At 57.4% G+C, this 16,179-nt stretch carries 17 protein-coding genes; 2 read left to right on the top strand and 15 right to left on the bottom strand.

The features are described 5' to 3' along the window. Nucleotides 1–224 precede the first annotated feature (224 nt). The 12 genes from DWZ82_RS13695 to DWZ82_RS13640 form a co-directional block, all read right to left on the bottom strand. Complete coding sequence (locus tag DWZ82_RS13695; protein ID WP_118481269.1) at nt 225–2,156, bottom strand: bifunctional 4-hydroxy-3-methylbut-2-enyl diphosphate reductase/30S ribosomal protein S1; 1,932 nt, start codon at nt 2,154–2,156, stop codon at nt 225–227. Further along, the gene (locus tag DWZ82_RS13690) at nt 2,153–2,737 is read right to left on the bottom strand and encodes a lysophospholipid acyltransferase family protein (RefSeq protein WP_118481268.1); all 585 of its coding nucleotides are present in this window, start codon (nt 2,735–2,737) and stop codon (nt 2,153–2,155) included. Before DWZ82_RS13690 ends, DWZ82_RS13695 begins: the two co-directional genes overlap by 4 nt. Continuing rightward, a complete protein-coding gene (gene cmk, locus DWZ82_RS13685; RefSeq protein ID WP_330423324.1) occupies nt 2,734–3,417 on the bottom strand; it encodes a (d)CMP kinase in 684 nt (227 codons plus the stop codon). The genes DWZ82_RS13690 and cmk overlap by 4 nt, the downstream gene beginning before the upstream one ends. After that, the gene (locus tag DWZ82_RS13680) at nt 3,414–4,643 is read right to left on the bottom strand and encodes an NAD(P)/FAD-dependent oxidoreductase (RefSeq protein WP_118481266.1); all 1,230 of its coding nucleotides are present in this window, start codon (nt 4,641–4,643) and stop codon (nt 3,414–3,416) included. The genes cmk and DWZ82_RS13680 overlap by 4 nt, the downstream gene beginning before the upstream one ends. Next, nucleotides 4,640–5,509 (bottom strand): MurR/RpiR family transcriptional regulator, encoded by an 870-nt coding sequence (locus DWZ82_RS13675; RefSeq protein ID WP_118361748.1) that lies wholly within the window; start codon nt 5,507–5,509, stop codon nt 4,640–4,642. The genes DWZ82_RS13680 and DWZ82_RS13675 overlap by 4 nt, the downstream gene beginning before the upstream one ends. A 131-nt stretch (nt 5,510–5,640) precedes the next feature. Next, nucleotides 5,641–6,372: a pseudouridine synthase gene (locus tag DWZ82_RS13670; RefSeq protein ID WP_118481265.1), complete on the bottom strand. Its 732-nt coding sequence runs from the start codon at nt 6,370–6,372 to the stop codon at nt 5,641–5,643. A gap of 179 nt (nt 6,373–6,551) precedes the next feature. Next, complete coding sequence (locus DWZ82_RS13665; protein WP_158575276.1) at nt 6,552–7,628, bottom strand: D-alanyl-D-alanine carboxypeptidase family protein; 1,077 nt, start codon at nt 7,626–7,628, stop codon at nt 6,552–6,554. A gap of 71 nt (nt 7,629–7,699) precedes the next feature. After that, entirely contained in the window at nt 7,700–8,140 is a 441-nt protein-coding gene (ytfJ, locus tag DWZ82_RS13660) for a GerW family sporulation protein (protein ID WP_118481263.1), read from the bottom strand. Between the two features lie 32 nt (nt 8,141–8,172). Then, the gene (locus DWZ82_RS13655) at nt 8,173–8,805 is read right to left on the bottom strand and encodes a DUF2953 domain-containing protein (protein ID WP_118481262.1); all 633 of its coding nucleotides are present in this window, start codon (nt 8,803–8,805) and stop codon (nt 8,173–8,175) included. A gap of 6 nt (nt 8,806–8,811) precedes the next feature. Further along, on the bottom strand, nt 8,812–9,450 hold the full coding sequence (scpB, locus tag DWZ82_RS13650) for an SMC-Scp complex subunit ScpB (RefSeq protein ID WP_243022957.1): 639 nt from the start codon (nt 9,448–9,450) through the stop codon (nt 8,812–8,814). Continuing rightward, a complete protein-coding gene (locus DWZ82_RS13645) occupies nt 9,434–10,147 on the bottom strand; it encodes a segregation and condensation protein A (protein WP_118481261.1) in 714 nt (237 codons plus the stop codon). The genes scpB and DWZ82_RS13645 overlap by 17 nt, the downstream gene beginning before the upstream one ends. Nucleotides 10,148–10,150: 3 nt before the next feature. Further along, nucleotides 10,151–10,807, bottom strand: a complete 657-nt coding sequence (locus DWZ82_RS13640) for a site-2 protease family protein (RefSeq protein ID WP_147356946.1) — start codon at nt 10,805–10,807, stop codon at nt 10,151–10,153. Nucleotides 10,808–11,097: 290 nt separating this feature from the next. On the opposite strand from DWZ82_RS13640, the gene DWZ82_RS13635 reads away from it, so the two are divergent. After that, nucleotides 11,098–12,177 carry a sensor histidine kinase gene (locus tag DWZ82_RS13635; protein ID WP_118481259.1) on the top strand — a complete coding sequence of 360 codons (1,080 nt, stop codon included), beginning with the start codon at nt 11,098–11,100 and terminating at the stop codon, nt 12,175–12,177. Then, on the top strand, nt 12,174–12,887 hold the full coding sequence (locus DWZ82_RS13630) for a response regulator (protein ID WP_110436634.1): 714 nt from the start codon (nt 12,174–12,176) through the stop codon (nt 12,885–12,887). Before DWZ82_RS13635 ends, DWZ82_RS13630 begins: the two co-directional genes overlap by 4 nt. 177 nt (nt 12,888–13,064) lie before the next feature. On the opposite strand, the gene DWZ82_RS13625 is transcribed toward DWZ82_RS13630, so the two are convergent. The 3 genes from DWZ82_RS13625 to DWZ82_RS13615 all read right to left on the bottom strand — a co-directional run. Continuing rightward, nucleotides 13,065–14,888, bottom strand: a complete 1,824-nt coding sequence (locus tag DWZ82_RS13625; RefSeq protein ID WP_158575274.1) for a polysaccharide deacetylase family protein — start codon at nt 14,886–14,888, stop codon at nt 13,065–13,067. Between the two features lie 279 nt (nt 14,889–15,167). Continuing rightward, complete coding sequence (locus DWZ82_RS13620; protein ID WP_110436632.1) at nt 15,168–15,356, bottom strand: hypothetical protein; 189 nt, start codon at nt 15,354–15,356, stop codon at nt 15,168–15,170. A 406-nt stretch (nt 15,357–15,762) separates the two neighbouring features. Beyond that, a partial coding sequence (locus tag DWZ82_RS13615) for a collagen-like protein (protein WP_147356949.1) occupies nt 15,763–16,179 on the bottom strand: 417 nt, incomplete at its 5' end.

The raw sequence follows: 16,179 nt of genomic DNA, 5'->3' as shown, positions 1-16,179 counted from the left end.
TAAAAAACTGTCCTAAACCGTCCTAAACTGTTTTACTATTATTATCTGCCAATATATATTCCCCTTTTAACAGATTAGGACACATTAGGACGGTTATTTTACATAACCGCTTAACCGTCACGTTAATTACTAACTACTAATTACCAATTCGCAATCACCAATTAACAAAAAAGAAGCACCCGATAAATCAGGTGCTTCTTTGCGCTTAACAGCTGAATGAGGAATTAGTCCTCGTAATCCTCGCCGTCCTCGAGCAGAGCACGGATGGACAGAGATACCTTCTTCTTCTCATCGTTGATGTCGATGATCTTAGCCTCGACAACCTGGCCAACCTCCAGCTCGTCCTCCGGCTTTGCGATGCGGTGATCAGCGATCTGAGAAATGTGGATCAGGCCGTCAACGCCCGGTACGATCTCAGCGAATGCGCCGAACGGCATGAACTTGAGGATCTTAACCTCAGCAACAGAGCCGATGTCGTACTTGGACTTGAATACGTTCCACGGATTATCCTCCTCGCGCTTGTAGCCGAGGGAGATCTTCTTGTTTTCCTTATCCAGACCGATAACGAATACCTTTACCTTGTCGCCAACAGAAACGACCTCGGACGGGTGCTTGATGCGGCCCCAGGACAGCTCGGAGATGTGAACCATGCCGTCCACGCCGCCGATGTCTACGAATGCGCCGTAGGAAGTCAGGGACTTAACGGTGCCATCGTACTCGTTGCCGATCTCGATGGTGTTCCAGATCTGCTCAGCAGCAGCCTTGCGAGCCTCCTGCTGGATCTGACGGATAGAACCAACAACGCGCTTGCGCTGACGGTTGATCTCGGTGATATAGAAGGACTGCTTGGTCTTAACCAGCTGGCTCATCGGCTGATCCTTCGGTACGCCGGTCTGGGATGCCGGGATGAATACGCGTACGCCGAATGCAGTTGCTACAACGCCGCCGCGGTTCTCCTCAACGATGGTGCCCTCAACCGGGGTGTGCTCCTCGTAAGCCTTCTCAACGGTCTCCCAGCCCTTCAGCTGATCAACGCGCTTCTTGGACAGAGTGATGGTGCCCTCGCCGTCGTTTACGCGAACAACAACAGCCTCGATCTCGTCGCCAACGTGGATGTTGGCAGCTACGTCGTAGTTCGGGTCGTCAGACAGCTCACCCAGCGGGATATACGCAGTGTGCTTAACGCCCAGATCTACCTGTACGTCGTTATTGGAAATACCTACAACGGTGCCGGTTACCTTTTCTCCATTATTTAAAGTCTTGAAGGACTCCTCCAGCATTGCTGCAAAGTCCTCACCAGTTTCAATCTTGGTTTCTTCGCTCATCATGTTACTGACCTCCTTAATTATCCATGCCGGTGTGGATGCTCCCGCCGTGATCCCGATGTGCTGGTGCTGCCCGAGCTCCTGCGTAGTAAGCTCTGCCGCGTCTTCGATGTAGCGCACATCCGAGCACAGCGACCGGCTGATCTCATACAGCCGTTTGGTGTTGGAGCTTTTCTTATCTCCGATCACGATCATTTGATCCGATACACCGGCAAGCAGACGAGCCTCCGACTGGCGCTCATCCGTCGCTTTACATATTGTATCAAAAATTTTGAGGTTTGTACACCTTTTTTTTATAAGTCCTACGGAAATATTCCAAATTGACCGGTTGACGGTGGTCTGTGCGACCAGAGAAATGGGTTTATCTTCCATTTCAGGCCGTTCCGAGAAGGCTCTCGCCTGCTCCTCACCCTCAAGCACGATCGACTCGCCGCACCAGCCCTGAATGCCCACAACCTCCGGATGTCCGGCGCTTCCGAGAATGACAATCAGTCGTCCGTCCGCGCTCTCTTTGTCCACTATTTTGTGTATTTTCCGCACAAAAGGGCAGGTTGCATCAAAGATTTCGCACTTTTTTGATTGAAGCAGCGTGTAAACATTCCGCGGTACACCGTGCGCCCGAATGAGCACGCCGGCACCGTCCGGAATGTCCTCCAGCGCATGCGCGGTGTGCACACCGAGCTTCTCCAGCCGTTCGATTTCGTGCATGTTGTGAATGATTTCACCATAGGCATAAATTTTTCCGTTTTTTTTCGCCTGCTGCTCGGCGAGGTCCACGGCACGGCGCACGCCGAAGCAGAATCCGGCGGTTTTGGCTACCGTTACGCTCATACCTGCTCCTTCAGCGCGTAGATGCGGCGCAGGATATCATCCGCGATCAGGCCGTAGTCCTTCTGCTTCGGATCCGGCGTGAACGGCTTGCCGATCACGACTGTGGCTCTGCAGCGGAAACGCTTGCCCTCGGTGATATACATCGGCAGGATCGGCGCCCGGGTCTTGACCGCCAGCATGGCCGCACCTTTCTTGGTTTCGCCCTCGGCAGCATGGCGCGTGCCCTGCGGGAAAATGATCAGCTTCTGACCGGCACGGACACAGCCGAGTGCGGTCTTGATGGCAGTGATATCCGCGCCCTCACGGTCGATCGGAAAAGCGCCGAGCGCCGCGATCAGCCACGCGAATATCCTCTTCCGGAACAGCTCCTTTTTCGCCATTAGGCGCAGCGGCGTCTTGCCGCCGAGTGCGACCGCCGCAAACGGCGGGTCGGACAGCTGCACATGGTTCGGACAGACAACGCAGCCGCCCTCCGGGATGTTTTCGCGTCCGATCACGCGGTAGCCAAAGAAAATATGGAATGCCAGCGCTACAAGCGGCACAACCAGAGCCTGGAACCAGCGGTGGTATTTGAATTTCATGCCTTTTCCTCCGTTTTTTCACGAATAATACGCAGAACGGCTGCTATGCTCTCCTCGAGCGTCAGGCTGCTCGTATCCAGCAGAACCGCATCGTCCGCCTGTTTGAGCGGCGCAACGGCTCTCGTCATGTCCTGCCTGTCGCGCTCGTTGATATCGTGCAGGATGCCGTCCATCGTCACCTGCTGGCCCTTCTCAATCAGCTCTTTATAGCGGCGCTCCGCGCGGGACTGCGCAGACGCGGTCAGGAAAATCTTGACCGGCGCATCCGGCAGGATAACCGTGCCGATATCGCGGCCGTCCATCAGGATGCTGCTGTTTTTCGCCATGCTGCGCTGGGTCTCCAGCAGAAACTGCCGTACTTCCGGCACCGCGGACACCTTGGACGCGTAGTACGAAATCTCCGGTGTACGAATGGCTTCGGAGACATCCTCGCCGTTCAGGAGAACGCGCTGTGCGCCGTCCTGATAGGTCAGCTGAATGGTGATCTCCGGCAGGGTTGCGATAATGCCTGCCGTGTCCTCTCCGGCAATGCCCCTGCGGCACACTGCCAGACCGATGGAACGGTACATCGCACCCGTATCCACATATACATAGCCGAGTTTTGCCGCGGCAGCACGCGCCACGGTGGATTTTCCTGCCCCGGACGGGCCGTCGATGGCAACCGAAATGTACTTCATCATGATTCCTCCTCCGCAGCCGACAGACCCGCCAGACGGCCTGTGGACCACGCAATCTGCAGGTTGAAGCCACCCGTGTAGGCATCCACATCGAGCACCTCGCCTGCGAAATACAGGTGCGGCAGCTTTTTGGACTCCATGCTTTTCGGGCTGACCTCGCGGACGGATACGCCGCCCGTAGTGATAATCGCCTCAGCGATCGGACGCTTGCCGGAAATCTCGACCGGGAACGCCTTGAGTACGCGCAGCAGCGCGGCACGCTGTGCCTTGGTGATGGAATTGACCTTCTCGCGCGGGTCGATGCCGCTCTTTTCGATCACCACCGGGATTATCTTCTTAGGCAGCAGCTCACCGAGCGCGTTGATAAAATCGCTGTTCTTGTGCTTGTCAAAGTCCGCGAGCAGACGCTTGTCGAGCGTCTTTTCGTCCAGCGCAGGCTTGAGATCAATCTCCACACGGTACTTTTTGCTGCCGAAATGGCGCATATGCGCACTCGCGGACAGCACCAGCGGACCGGACAGACCGAAGTGCGTGAACAGCATTTCGCCGAAGTCCGAGTAGAGTTTTTTGTCATTTTCATATACGGTCAGCTGCACGTTGCGCAGGCTGAGCCCCATCAGCTGCTGACAGGTGTCGCCGTCCTCGACGAGCGGCACGAGCGACGGATTTGCGGGCACGACCGTGTGCCCTGCCTGCCTGGCAAAGCGGTAGCCGTCACCGGTCGAGCCGGTCTGCGGATAGGATGCACCACCGGTCGCTACGATCACGCGGTCCGCCTTGTACGTCTTGTGACCGGCACGAACGCCTGTGAGCACACCGTCCTCGATGAGCAGCTCGTCTGCAGTCGTATGTACGATGGTCACACCCGCCTTTTTCACCCACAGGAACAGCGCATCGATGATGTCGGCTGCCTTGTCCGACTGTGGGAACACGCGGTTGCCGCGCTCTGTTTTGAGCGCCACGCCGCGGCTCTCGAAAAAGTCCATCACGTCCGCCGGACCGAAGCCGCCGAGCGCGGAATACAGAAAGCGCGGATTGACCGGCACGTTGCGCAGAACCTCCTGCACATCGCAGTTATTGCACACGTTGCAGCGGCCCTTGCCCGTGATAAACAGCTTGCGGCCAACTTTTTCGTTGGTTTCCAGCAGCGTCACCTGCGCGCCCTGCTCTGCGGCAGTACCTGCCGCCATCAGACCGGCTGCGCCGCCGCCGATTACGATAATGTTCAATTTATATCGTCCTCCGGTTTTTCATATACGTCGTATTCTTCCCAGATGCGCTCCAGCTTATTAAATGTATGCTCAATCTCATCGCGGCGGCTCATGCCGACAGCCACGATCAGTGCGTTGATGACCGACAAGGGCGCCACGAGCGAATCGACAAAGCTCGCCATATCGCTGCGTGCGAGCAGCACATGATCAGCCACACGCGCCAGCGGCGACAGCTGCGAGTCGGTCAGTGCGATAACGCGGGCACCGCGGTCGCGGGCGTACTTCATCGCACTCAGCGTGCGCTTGGAGTAGCGCGGGAAGCTGATGCCGAACAGCACGTCACCCGGTCCGACACGGAGCACCTGCTCAAAAATCTCGCTGACGCTGTTCGTATGTACAAGCGTCACATTTTCAAACAAAAGGTTGAAGTAAAAACCCAGAAAGCTGGCTAACGCGCTCGAGGAGCGCACACCGAGGATGTAGATTCGCTTAGCGCCCATGAGCGCGTCCACCGCGCCCTGAAAGGCGTCGCGGTCGATCTCGTCGAGCGTTACGCGGATCATATCCGTATCCGCGTGCAGCACGGTCTGCAGTACATCGCGGCCGCCCATGCGGTCGCCCGCAACCTCCATGCGCTGCACCGAGGTCAGCTTGTTGCGGATCATCTCCTGCAGAGCGCGCTGCAGGTGCGGATAGCCGTCATAGCCAAGCTCGGTCGCAAAGCGCACGACCGTACTTTCACTCACACCGACAGTCACACCCAGACGGCTCGCGGTCATGAACGCGGCCTTGTCGTAGTGCTCTAAGATAAAACGCGCGATCTGCTTCTGACCCTTGGAAAAGCCGGGCAGCTCGCTTTGAATTTTTGTGATCAGGTCATTCATTATATTCTCTCCTGCATTGCATTCTCTGCATACATTCCTGCATTTGCACGATACTATTTTAAGTGAACCTGCAAAAAAATGCAAGAGCATATGGGTGCAAATTGCAAAAAGGCAGGGATTCCCTGAAAAAATCAGAGGTTCTCCTGCACGTCGGCAGCGATGTCCTGCAAATAGCCGATCTCCTCGTCAGTCAGCTCGCGCCATGCACCGCTCTTGAGATGCGGGTCGAGCGGCATCGTGCCCATTGCCACGCGCTTGAGGCGGCGGACCTCCAGACCGCACTTCTCGCACATTTTGCGAATCTGGCGGTTGCGGCCCTCGTGGATGGTCAGGCGCAGCTTGGCACTCAGCTCATCGCGGTCGATCGTAACGACCGTTGCCGGACGGATGCTGTAGCCGTCAATCTCCATCGGCTCTGCGAGCTTCGGGATGTTTTCCAGATTGCCGCGCACGCGCACCTCGTAATGCTTCTCCACCTCGTGGCGCGGATGGGTCAGCGCGTTGAGCAGATCGCCGTCGTTGGTCAGCAGCAGCAGACCCTCGGAGTTGTAGTCCAGACGGCCGACCGGCACAACACGCGCACCGCAGCCGCGCACCAGATCGGCAACCGTCTTGCGGCCGTGCTCGTCCTTCATCGTCGTGACATAGCCGCGCGGCTTGTACAGCATTAAGTATACCTTCTCCTCGGCACCGCCGATGGGCTTGCCGTCCACGAAAATCTTGTCACGGCGCGGATCGGCCTTGTCGCCGACCGAAGCCTTTTTGCCGTTTACCGTTACGCGGCCATCATCGATCCAGCGCTCCGCCTCACGGCGGGAGCACAGGCCTGCCTGAGCCAGTAATTTCTGCAGTCTTTCTTCCATTTATGTTACCTCTTTCGTGTTGTTCTATTGTTTTAATGGAAAATGGAGAATTGAGAATGGAAAATGAATGTGTTGCCTTACAGGCGGAATTTAATTACGCCGCGCTGCGGCGATTCCGACGCGGCGCGGATGAAACTCGCGCAAGGATAGCGTCATTCTCCATTCTCCATTTTCAATTCTCAATTTCTAAACCGTTCCATAATGCGTTCAACGAAGGATTTTTCTTCCGCCGGAAGCAGCGATTCCCCGCCGTAAACCAGCGTATCGCGTCCCAAGACGCAATCCCCGAGCCGATACTCGACCGAACCCGCCTGCGCCGTCCTCACGACCGGTGCATAGCAGATTTTTTCGCCGTAGCGCACGCGCTGCAGTTTCTCCTTTTCACCCGGCAGCAGATATGCCGTCACAGTATTCTTCGCTGCGAGCGGCACGGACGCGGTATCGCCGCCGAACACGCGCACGTTTGCGATCGTGTCTCCTGCCTTATGCAGCGTGACCTCGCTGTACTGCGCAAAACCGGCGTCAAGCATCTCCATGTGGTCGTTCCAGTCGTTCGGGTCATCAAGCGTCACCGCGATGATGGTGCGCCCGTTTCGCTCGGCCGCCGAGACCAGACACCGCCCTGCCGCCCGCGTATAGCCGGTTTTCACGCCGATCGCGCCGTCATACATGCTCAGCAGACGGTTGTGATTGCTCAGCGCGTGCCCGCTGACCGTGCAGCTTTTTGTCGAGACGATCTGCCGGAACACCGGGTCCTTGAGCGCCGCCGCGGTGATTTTCGCCAGCTCATGTGCGGTGGTGTAGTGCGTGTCGGACGGCAGGCCGTTCGGATTGTCGAAATGCGTGTCCGTCAGACCGAGTTCCGCCGCTTTGGCATTCATTTTGCCCACGAAGGCTGTCATGCCGCCGCACTCTCCCGCGATGGCGACCGCCGCGTCGTTGCCGGATGCGAGCATGAGTCCGTACAGCGTATCCTGCAGCGAGAGTGTCTCACCTGTTTTCAGATACATGGACGAGCCTTCCACGGCGGCGTACTCCGGCTTTACGGTATACACGCGGTCAAGGTCGCCCTCGCCGAGCGCGACGAGCGCGGTCATGATCTTGGTAGTGGACGCCATCGGCAGACGGCTGTCCGCGTTCTGCTCGAACAGCGTTTCGCCCGTGTCCGCATCGATCACGACGGCCGCCCGTGCGCTCACCGCGCCTGCCCTCGGCAGCACGAGCAAAAGCGCGAGCACGCAAAACAGCTTTTTCACATTGCACCACTCCCCGCATAACAAAACCTACTCAGCATTCACGCGAGTAGGTTTTGCGGGAAAACGCAGTTTTATTCGTCGCCGGACAGGGGTTCTGCAGCGGTCGCTGCGTCCTCGGTCTTGCCCTTGAAGCCGCTGACGAAATTGGACACCTTGTTGATCGCACCCGGGATCATCTCGACCAGACGATCCACCGTGTCAGACGCCTGTGCGTTGATGCCGAGGATGTTGGCGCTGCCGTCCCTGCCGATGACAAGGAAGCACACCGGCGAAACCGTCACACCGGCGCCGCTGCCGCCGCCGAACGCGAGCGGAGACCCGCTTGCCGCGTGCTTGGATGCGAACTCGCTGCCGCCTGCGCCGAAGCCGAACGACACCTTGGAGACCGGGATAACGGTCGTGCCGTCCGCCGCTACGATCGGGTTGCCGATAATGGTATTAACATCCACCATTTCCTTGATTTTGGACATGGTTTCGGTCATCAAATCGCTGATAGGATGATGTTCACTCATAATTTTCGCCTTCCTTTATACGTTTTAACTGATCATTTGAAATATTTCTTGTACAGCTGATACATCGGCTTGCCATGCCGCAGCAGCACTCTGATGAGCGATATCGGCCGTATCGAGCAGTTTACAGTAAACGCCCACTCGGTATGGTCAGCATTGAAGTCCGCGTCCGCGCTGACATGGTAATCCTGCATATCGAAAGTATTCTCCAGGAACGGAACAATGATTCCGCAGAGCGCCGCAGTCTGCCCGAGCAGAATGCCGGTCTGCGCCGCATCGTCCGTGCCGATAACTACGCGCGCCCGCAGTCTGCTGATGCGCAGGCGGTCGGTCAGGTCGCTGAGGAAATCGCGCACCGTGCCTGCGATCTCACCGACATCCAGTCCGTCCTTCGGCAGCGAAAGACCGAGTTTTCCGCTCGTTTTCTTTTCGTTTTCCTCAGATTTCTTCTTCTCAGCTTCCGTTTCCTCTTTTTTCTTTTTCAGGTGGCGCGGTCTCGGGTACAGCGGAATGCGAACCGGCCCATACCGTGCCTCCACGCTCACCTCGCCGGTCACGCCGACGGCTTCAATGCCTGCCCGAATGTTCAGCAGCACCAGCACAATCACCAATGCCAGCAGTACAATTCCAAGCAGAATGCCTAAAATCCAGAGTAAAACCGTTCCCATAGGCGGTCACTCCGTTTCCGGCGGCACAGGCTCGCCGTTCAAGAAGCGCAGCTGCTCGCCGGGCGGCGTCTCGTGCAGCGTGCCGTCCATGTTCAGCTCCATCTGCTCGTTTTCTTCAAGCGCGGGCAGCGCCGGAAGGTCCTCGATGCTTGCCAGTGAAAAGCTGCGCAGGAACTGGTCGGTTGTGCGGAACAGCATGGGCTTTCCGGGCACGTCCAGCCGCCCGGCCTCCTCGATGAGCCCCTTTTCCGCCAGACTGCTCACCGTATTCGATGAATCGACACCTCTCAGCTGGTCGATGAACGCGCGCGTTACCGGCTGGCGGTATGCGATGATGGTCAGCACCTCCAGCGCCGCAGGCGACAGCGCAGGCGGTCTGCGCGATTCGGTCACGCGGCGCACATACGGCCCGTACATCGGCCGGGATGCCAGCTGCAGCTTGTCCTCGATACGCAGCAGCATGATGCCGCGGTTCTCGAAGTCGTAGCGGTTCTCAAGTGCAGCCGCCGCGTCCAGCAGCTCCGCCGGAGCGGCCTCAAGCGCCGCAGACAGCCGTTCAAGGGTAACCGCATCGCCTGCCGCGAACAGCACGGCCTCCAGTCCGGCCTCGAGCGCCGTCATGCTGCCGTTATTTTGTGTTGTCATTTGTCAGCATCAGCTCCATCTCCTCGCCGTCCCCTTCCAAACGGATGCGGCGGGTCTTGGATAATTCCAGCACTGCCAGAAAGGTAGCCACGATCTCCGAGCGGTTTCTCGCATCGTCGAACAGCCGCATAAACGGCACGCGCATCCGGTACAGAAAGCGTTTGAGGATTGCGGTGACGCGTCCCTCTACCGGTACAGGCTCACGCCCGACAATGCCCTGAAACGAGGTCACCGGCGGCGGCAGTCTCCGCTTGGTGCGGCGCAGCATTTTGTTTGCCGCGCGGATGAGATCGTTTACCGTGTGGTGATACTCCACCGGCGCATCATCCTGCCGTTCGGGCGGTTTGACGTAGATATCACGACCGTTTTCGTTCTTTTCCGCAAAAAACGCGGTCGCGCTCTTGAGTCTCTGGTACTCGAGCAGCATTTCGACCAGACCCGCTCTCGGGTCCTCCTCGGCCTCGTCCTCCTCGTGCTTCGGCAGCAGCATCCTGGACTTGATGTACACCAGCTGCGCCGCCATTGCGATAAAGTCACCGGCAACGTCCAAATCCATGTGCTCGGCCTCGTGCAGAACCGCCATGTACTGCTCAAGGATTTCCGCGATGGGTATATCGTAAATGCTCACCTTGTTTTTGGAAATCAGGTGCAGCAGCAGGTCGAGCGGCCCGTCAAAGTTGTCTAAATGAAAATCCATAGCTTACAGAAACAGGCTGACGAAGTTTACCGCCAGCATGAGAACGCCGTTGCCGACCCAGTCCATAATGCCGTCCAGCCAGCCGAACCAGAGCGCCGCGATAAACACGAAAAAGATGATATTCTGGTACTTCTGCAGCTTGAGCGACCACGAAAACGGCATAAATGCGTCAACGACGCGCGAGCCGTCCAGCGGGTGCACCGGAACAAGATTGAACACACCCAGACCGACCGACATGCTCGCAACGATGAGCAGGAACTGCGACAGCGACCACAGGAACGTATTCGCCATGTTCATGCGCACCACAAAATACAGGCAGTACGCGATAAAGGCGGTGATAAAGTTGGATACCGGACCGGCAAGCGCAGTCAGCGCCATGCCCCAGCGTCTGTTCCTGAAATTAGCGATATTGACCGGCACCGGACGCGCCCAGCCGAAGCCGAACAGCAGCAGGCACAGGAAACCGATCGGGTCGATATGCGCCATCGGCGACAGCGTTACGCGGCCGGAATCACGCGCGGTACGGTCACCGAGCAGATAGGCAGCACCGCCGTGCGCGGTCTCGTGGACGGACAGGCACAGCACGATCGCGGGCAGCGAAAGCGCCAGTGTGATAAATGCGGAGCGGATATCGCCGCTCATCAAAGCTCTCCAAAGCAAGCTGTTTCCTCCATTATTGCAGTGATTCTGATTCTATATTACCCTATAATGGATTATTATAACACGGATAGAGGTTGTTGTCACCCGAATATTTGTTCTGTACAACATTCGGCGGGATTTTGTCGTTTCATTGCAGGGCGGGGCGCTCCGAAGTGCCCTGCCCTGCATGATAACTTACCGAATGGATAATATCTTTGCTACATAATTCTCCACTCAGTAAGTTTTAGCAGCACATTAACGGATTATCTGCTATAATTAACTTGTACATTTATGCACTTGGAGGCTTCGACATGAAACGACAGGACGGGAAACCGCGTTTATTTTCGTTTACGCTGCGGGATTTTCTTATTTTCGCGGCGATATTTATCTGTGCACTGGTACTCTGCACCTTGCTGCGCCGCTCTGACATCAGCGACGGCTTCGCCTCTCCGGTATTTGTTCTCGCGGTGCTGCTCATCTCGCGCTTCACAAACGGATACCTGTTCGGCACGCTTGCCGCATTCCTGAGCGTTATCGGCATCAACTACATCTTCACCTTCCCCTACTGGGAATTTAACTTCACGATGACCGGCTATCCGCTGACGTTTTTCGTCATGCTGTGCGTATCGCTCATCACCTGCACGATGACCACCAAGATCAAGCAGCAGGAGCAGTTTCGCATGGAGAGTGAGCGCGAGAAAATGCGTGCCAACCTGCTCCGCTCGGTCTCGCACGACATCCGCACGCCGCTGACCTCCATCATCGGTTCAACCTCGGCCATTCTGGAAACGCCCGACCTGTCTCTCGAACAGCAGCATCAGCTGCTCGAGGATGTGCGCGATGACGCGCAGTGGCTGGTCCGCGTGGTGGAAAACCTGCTGTCCATCACCCGCATGGGCGAGGACACCCGGATCACCAAGCAGTCCGAGGCCGCCGAGGAGGTGCTCGGCGAGGTCGCCCGCAAATTCCGCAAGCACTATCCCGACGTCAAGATATCGGTGGCTGTGCCGGATGAGCTGCTCATCGTGCCGATGGATGCGATCCTCATTGAGCAGGTCATGACCAATCTGCTTGAAAACGCCGTTCGACACGGCAAAAACACCACCCATATTGCGCTCTCTGTGCATCAGGATGGCGAAAACGCCGTCTTTGCCGTGCAGGACAACGGCGGCGGCATCCCGCCCAAGCTGCTGCCTGTGCTGTTCAGCGGAACGCTGCGCCACAGCGACACGCCCACCGGAGACGGCAAGCGCAATATGGGGCTGGGACTTTCTGTATGCAACGCCATTGTCCGCGCACACGGCGGCACGATGCACGCACAAAATAAGGACGGCGGTGCGGAATTTATCTTCTGCCTGCCGATGATAGAAAAGGAGCCGGAACTGCAATGAACATTCGAGAAAAAATACTCATCGTGGAGGACGAAAAGAGCATTGCGCACTTTATCTCCACTATTTTGAACTCCAACGACTACGAAACGCTGCTGGCCCGCTCGGGCAGCGAGGCGAAGACCATGATCTCCTCGCACTGTCCGGATCTGGTCATCCTCGATCTCGGTCTGCCGGATATGGACGGCATTGACGTCCTGCGCGAGCTGCGCTCGTGGTCGAGCCTGCCGGTGGTGGTGGTTTCCGCCCGCTCGCACGAGCACGACAAGGTGCAGGCGCTCGATCTCGGCGCGGACGACTACCTGACCAAGCCGTTCGGCACCGCCGAGCTGCTCGCACGCGTGCGCACCGCCATCCGCCACACGAGAACCACCTCGGCGAACAGCGAAATCGCCCGCGAGGGCACCTACACGGTCGGTGAAATGACCATCGACTATAACAAGCATCAGGTGCTCGTCCGCGGCGAGAATGTCCATCTCACGCTCAGCGAGTTCCGTATCGTTGCGCTGCTCGGCAAGTTTGCCGGCAAGGTGCTTACCTACGATTACATCATCAAGGAGCTTTGGGGACCGCGAGCCGGCGGTGACAACCAGATCCTGCGCGTCAATATGGCAAATATCCGCCGCAAGATCGAAAAAAATCCTGCCGAACCGGAGTACCTGTTTACCGAGGTCGGCGTGGGATATCGTATGGCAGAGAATACGGATAATTGAGAATGGAGAATGTCGCTATCCTTGCGCGAGTTCCGTCCGCGCTGCGACGTGGTACCGCGCTACGCGCGATGATTAAATAACGGCGCTATGCGCCGAACCATAATTCTCAATCCTACATTATCAATTCTCCATTCCTAAACAAGAAATCCCGAACCGTTTGGTTCGGGATTTCTTTGTTTAGGTAAACTCCGTCGGTGAATAGCTGCCGTCCGCGATCTGCTGCGCGACTTCGTCGCTCAGTGCGTTATACACAACGCCCGGCTCCAGCGTGATGCCGTGAATTGCGGCAAGCTGAGAAACCGTTACAAATGCGTAGGTCTTATCCGTGCGGCTCTGCAGCTCGTCGATCGCTGCCAGTGCACCCCGAACCGAAGTCTCATACAGATCGTGCATCAGGACAACATCGCCGTCCTGCGCCTGCTCCACGATGACCTTCTTCACATGATCGGCATCGCGGTACTTCCAGTCCTCGGTGTCCACGCTCCAGTTGATGATCGGATAGCCAAGCTCTGCGGCTACCGCCTTGACATCCGAGTTGACGCCGCCGCCTACCGGACGCAGCACCTGCGGTGCCTGCCCCGCAATATCCTTGATCGCATTGGTCGCATCGTCAATCTGGCTGCGGATGTCATCCGTGCCGAGGCCGGTCAGGTGGCACATCGGATGATTCATGGTGTGGTTGCCCAGCTCATGGCCTTCGTTTACCATGCGCGGCAGCACATCCGATACCTCGGAGACACGCTCGCCGACCATCAAAAACGTAGCAACTGCGCCGCGCTGCTTGAGGCCGTCCAGCAGATAGTTGGTCAGGCCGTTCGGATAGCCGTCCTTTTTGCCGGTCGGACCGTCGTCAAACGTCAGCGCGATATAGACATCGGCCTCCGGTATATCGCCGTCCACGGCATCGCCCAGCTTATCCTTCATGTTCTTGAGATATGCCTTCTGGCTGTCAAAGCCGTCAAGCGTTACGCCGGTGAACGAGAATACGCCGTCACCGAGATCGGTATACGTTTTGCCAAGGATTGCCGCAAGCACCTGCGGAGAAACGTAAAAGCGGTTCTTATCCTGATCCGTGTAGGTGGAGAAGCCATTGCCGGAGGCGCGCTTGCCGTCCACCTTGGTCTTGCCATCGTCCGCATCCACGGTCGCGGTGGATTCGCCGCAGGTGACATTCCATGCACCCTTGCCATCGTCCTCCGCCTTGCCGCCGAGCGCGGTCATCGCGGCCTTAAGCGGGATATACGCCGTGCCGTCCTGATCGAGCACGCCTGCACCCAGCTTTTTGCCTTCTTCCACCATGTGCTTGGTGCTGCCTTCATAGAGCAGCTGATCCGAGCCGGTTCGCATAACGATGCTGCCGCTCATCACCTGTCCCTCGGCCGGGCCGAGCACCTTGAGCGCATCATCCGTAATTTCACCGATCTTCTTATCGGTCAGCGCCTTTTTCGCCTGACTGATGATGATCAGATCGCCGTTTTCGGCGGCAACCTCGCCGGTCTGCCACGAAAGTGCCTGACAGATATCCTTGACCGGCGCATAAACCACGCCGTTCTTCTCCACCGGTGCGGAGGCAAAGGTCTCGGTCGCGTCACCGACCTGCAGGTTTGTATCACTGAGCTTAATTGTCAGCACGGTCTTTTTGAGCGTGATCGTGCCGGATTTGGCATTCTCGTCCCAGCTCAGCTCCAATCCGAGGTTATCGCACAGTGAGCTGATGGACGCCATGCCGTTGCCCTGACTGTCACGGTAGGGCGCAGCGTCAACCTGTATCGCCTTGCCGTTCTTATATGCATTCGTGTTGCCCACCTGATACACCAGCACGTTGTTGCTACTGACCACATTTCCGACGATCGAACGGACCGCCCGCACACCGAAGAAAATGACCGCAATGATCAGAATGATCAGGGCAAACAGTACACCGTAGTGACTGTTGCGCCGTCTGCGTCTGCGCCCTCTTCTATGCGGGCTGCGCGGCGCCTGCCGCGCCGATTCATATGCCATTTTTGTCATCCTTCCTATCCTTTTTATAATATATGCTGCTAAGATATAAGTATACCACCTTTCGACACAAAGCGAGGTTACAGTTCTGTTACTTTTTACAGCTTCCGTCCGCGCTTTTTTGTCCTTTTCTGACGGCAGACTTACGGCAACACCGCACAATTAAAGCAGCAGTTCCTTGCGCGAGTTCCGTCCGCGCTGCCGCGGTTCCTTGCGCGAGTTCCGGTCGCGCTGCCGCGGCTCCTTGCGCAGGCTCCGGTCGCGCTGCCGCGGCGCTTTGCCTTACAAATCCTCGCCTGCACTCCAGTTGACAAGATGCGGCGACTTTTTCGGCTGCACCGATGCCGGGTCGGGCACCTTTACACCGAAGAAATCATACCACTGACCGCACTGCTCGCACTGCCAGGCCGTTGCTTCGGTTTCATCCATGATGAAAATCTCGTTTCCGCATTCACAATTCAGAATTGTCATTATACTTCCTGCTTTCCTGCTGTTATATTTCTGCTATCAGTATAGCACAAGCCGCGCATAAAGTCGAATGCCGGCGCAAAGAAAAAGGGAGTGTTTCCACTCCCTTGAGGCTGTCGAAAAACTATCGTTTTTCGAGCAGCCTCTCGCTCGAAACCACGCTTTCGAGCGAATACTGAAGAAAAACCGCGCCCTGACGGGCACATTTTTTTTTCCCTTGTATAAATTCCGAGATACACAAGGTGAATTGCCGCATAGCGGCAAGAGAGGGTGGTCTGGACCATGCTCTCGGAATTTATGAATTTACTCCGCAAATTCTATTTTATGCGTGCTGCCGCACGAAGCACAAGAGTCGAAATGCTGCTTTTTGACAGACTGAAGGGAGTGTTTCCACTCCCTTGCTGTTCGGTTACGGCAGCCTGAGCAGTCCCGCCTCGCGCAGACTGTTGAGCAGCTCGTTGAACCGTGCAACGATGTCGTCCGCACCGGTTGCGTCTGCTACCGATGCCGCCGGTTCCGGACTTGCACCGGCAGGTCCGGTCGGACCGGTTGGGCCGGTTGGGCCGGTCGGGCCGGTAGCGCCGACTGCGCCTGCTTCACCTGCAGGGCCGGTCGGGCCGATTGGGCCGACTGCACCCGCTTCACCTGCGGGGCCGGTCGGGCCGGTCGGGCCGGTTGGGCCAACTGCGCCTGCTTCACCTGCGGGGCCGGTCGGGCCGGTTGGGCCAACTGCACCCGCTTCACCTGCAGGGCCGGTCGGGCCGGTAGCACCAACTGCGCCTGCTTCTCCTGCGGGGCCGGTCGGGCCGGTTGGGCCAACTGCGCC

This window comes from Butyricicoccus sp. AF35-5AC (assembly GCF_003477715.1).
GTDB classification, from domain to species: Bacteria; Bacillota; Clostridia; order Oscillospirales; family Butyricicoccaceae; genus Agathobaculum; species Agathobaculum butyriciproducens.
This window is presented reverse-complemented; position numbering and strand designations above follow the sequence as displayed.

Bases quoted from the DNA above. Each gene is read 5' to 3' on its own strand.
- DWZ82_RS13620 (WP_110436632.1), bottom strand. From the start codon at position 15,356: ATGACAATTCTGAATTGTGAATGCGGAAACGAGATTTTCATCATGGAT.
- DWZ82_RS13625 (WP_158575274.1), bottom strand. From the start codon at position 14,888: ATGGCATATGAATCGGCGCGGCAGGCGCCGCGCAGCCCGCATAGAAGA.
- DWZ82_RS13645 (WP_118481261.1), bottom strand. From the start codon at position 10,147: ATGGATTTTCATTTAGACAACTTTGACGGGCCGCTCGACCTGCTGCTG.
- DWZ82_RS13655 (WP_118481262.1), bottom strand. From the start codon at position 8,805: ATGGGAACGGTTTTACTCTGGATTTTAGGCATTCTGCTTGGAATTGTA.
- DWZ82_RS13675 (WP_118361748.1), bottom strand. From the start codon at position 5,509: ATGAATGACCTGATCACAAAAATTCAAAGCGAGCTGCCCGGCTTTTCC.
- DWZ82_RS13690 (WP_118481268.1), bottom strand. From the start codon at position 2,737: ATGAAATTCAAATACCACCGCTGGTTCCAGGCTCTGGTTGTGCCGCTT.
- DWZ82_RS13695 (WP_118481269.1), bottom strand. From the start codon at position 2,156: ATGAGCGTAACGGTAGCCAAAACCGCCGGATTCTGCTTCGGCGTGCGC.
- cmk (WP_330423324.1), bottom strand. From the start codon at position 3,417: ATGATGAAGTACATTTCGGTTGCCATCGACGGCCCGTCCGGGGCAGGA.
- scpB (WP_243022957.1), bottom strand. From the start codon at position 9,450: ATGACAACACAAAATAACGGCAGCATGACGGCGCTCGAGGCCGGACTG.
- ytfJ (WP_118481263.1), bottom strand. From the start codon at position 8,140: ATGAGTGAACATCATCCTATCAGCGATTTGATGACCGAAACCATGTCC.
- DWZ82_RS13670 (WP_118481265.1), bottom strand. From the start codon at position 6,372: ATGGAAGAAAGACTGCAGAAATTACTGGCTCAGGCAGGCCTGTGCTCC.
- DWZ82_RS13635 (WP_118481259.1), top strand. From the start codon at position 11,098: ATGAAACGACAGGACGGGAAACCGCGTTTATTTTCGTTTACGCTGCGG.
- DWZ82_RS13630 (WP_110436634.1), top strand. From the start codon at position 12,174: ATGAACATTCGAGAAAAAATACTCATCGTGGAGGACGAAAAGAGCATT.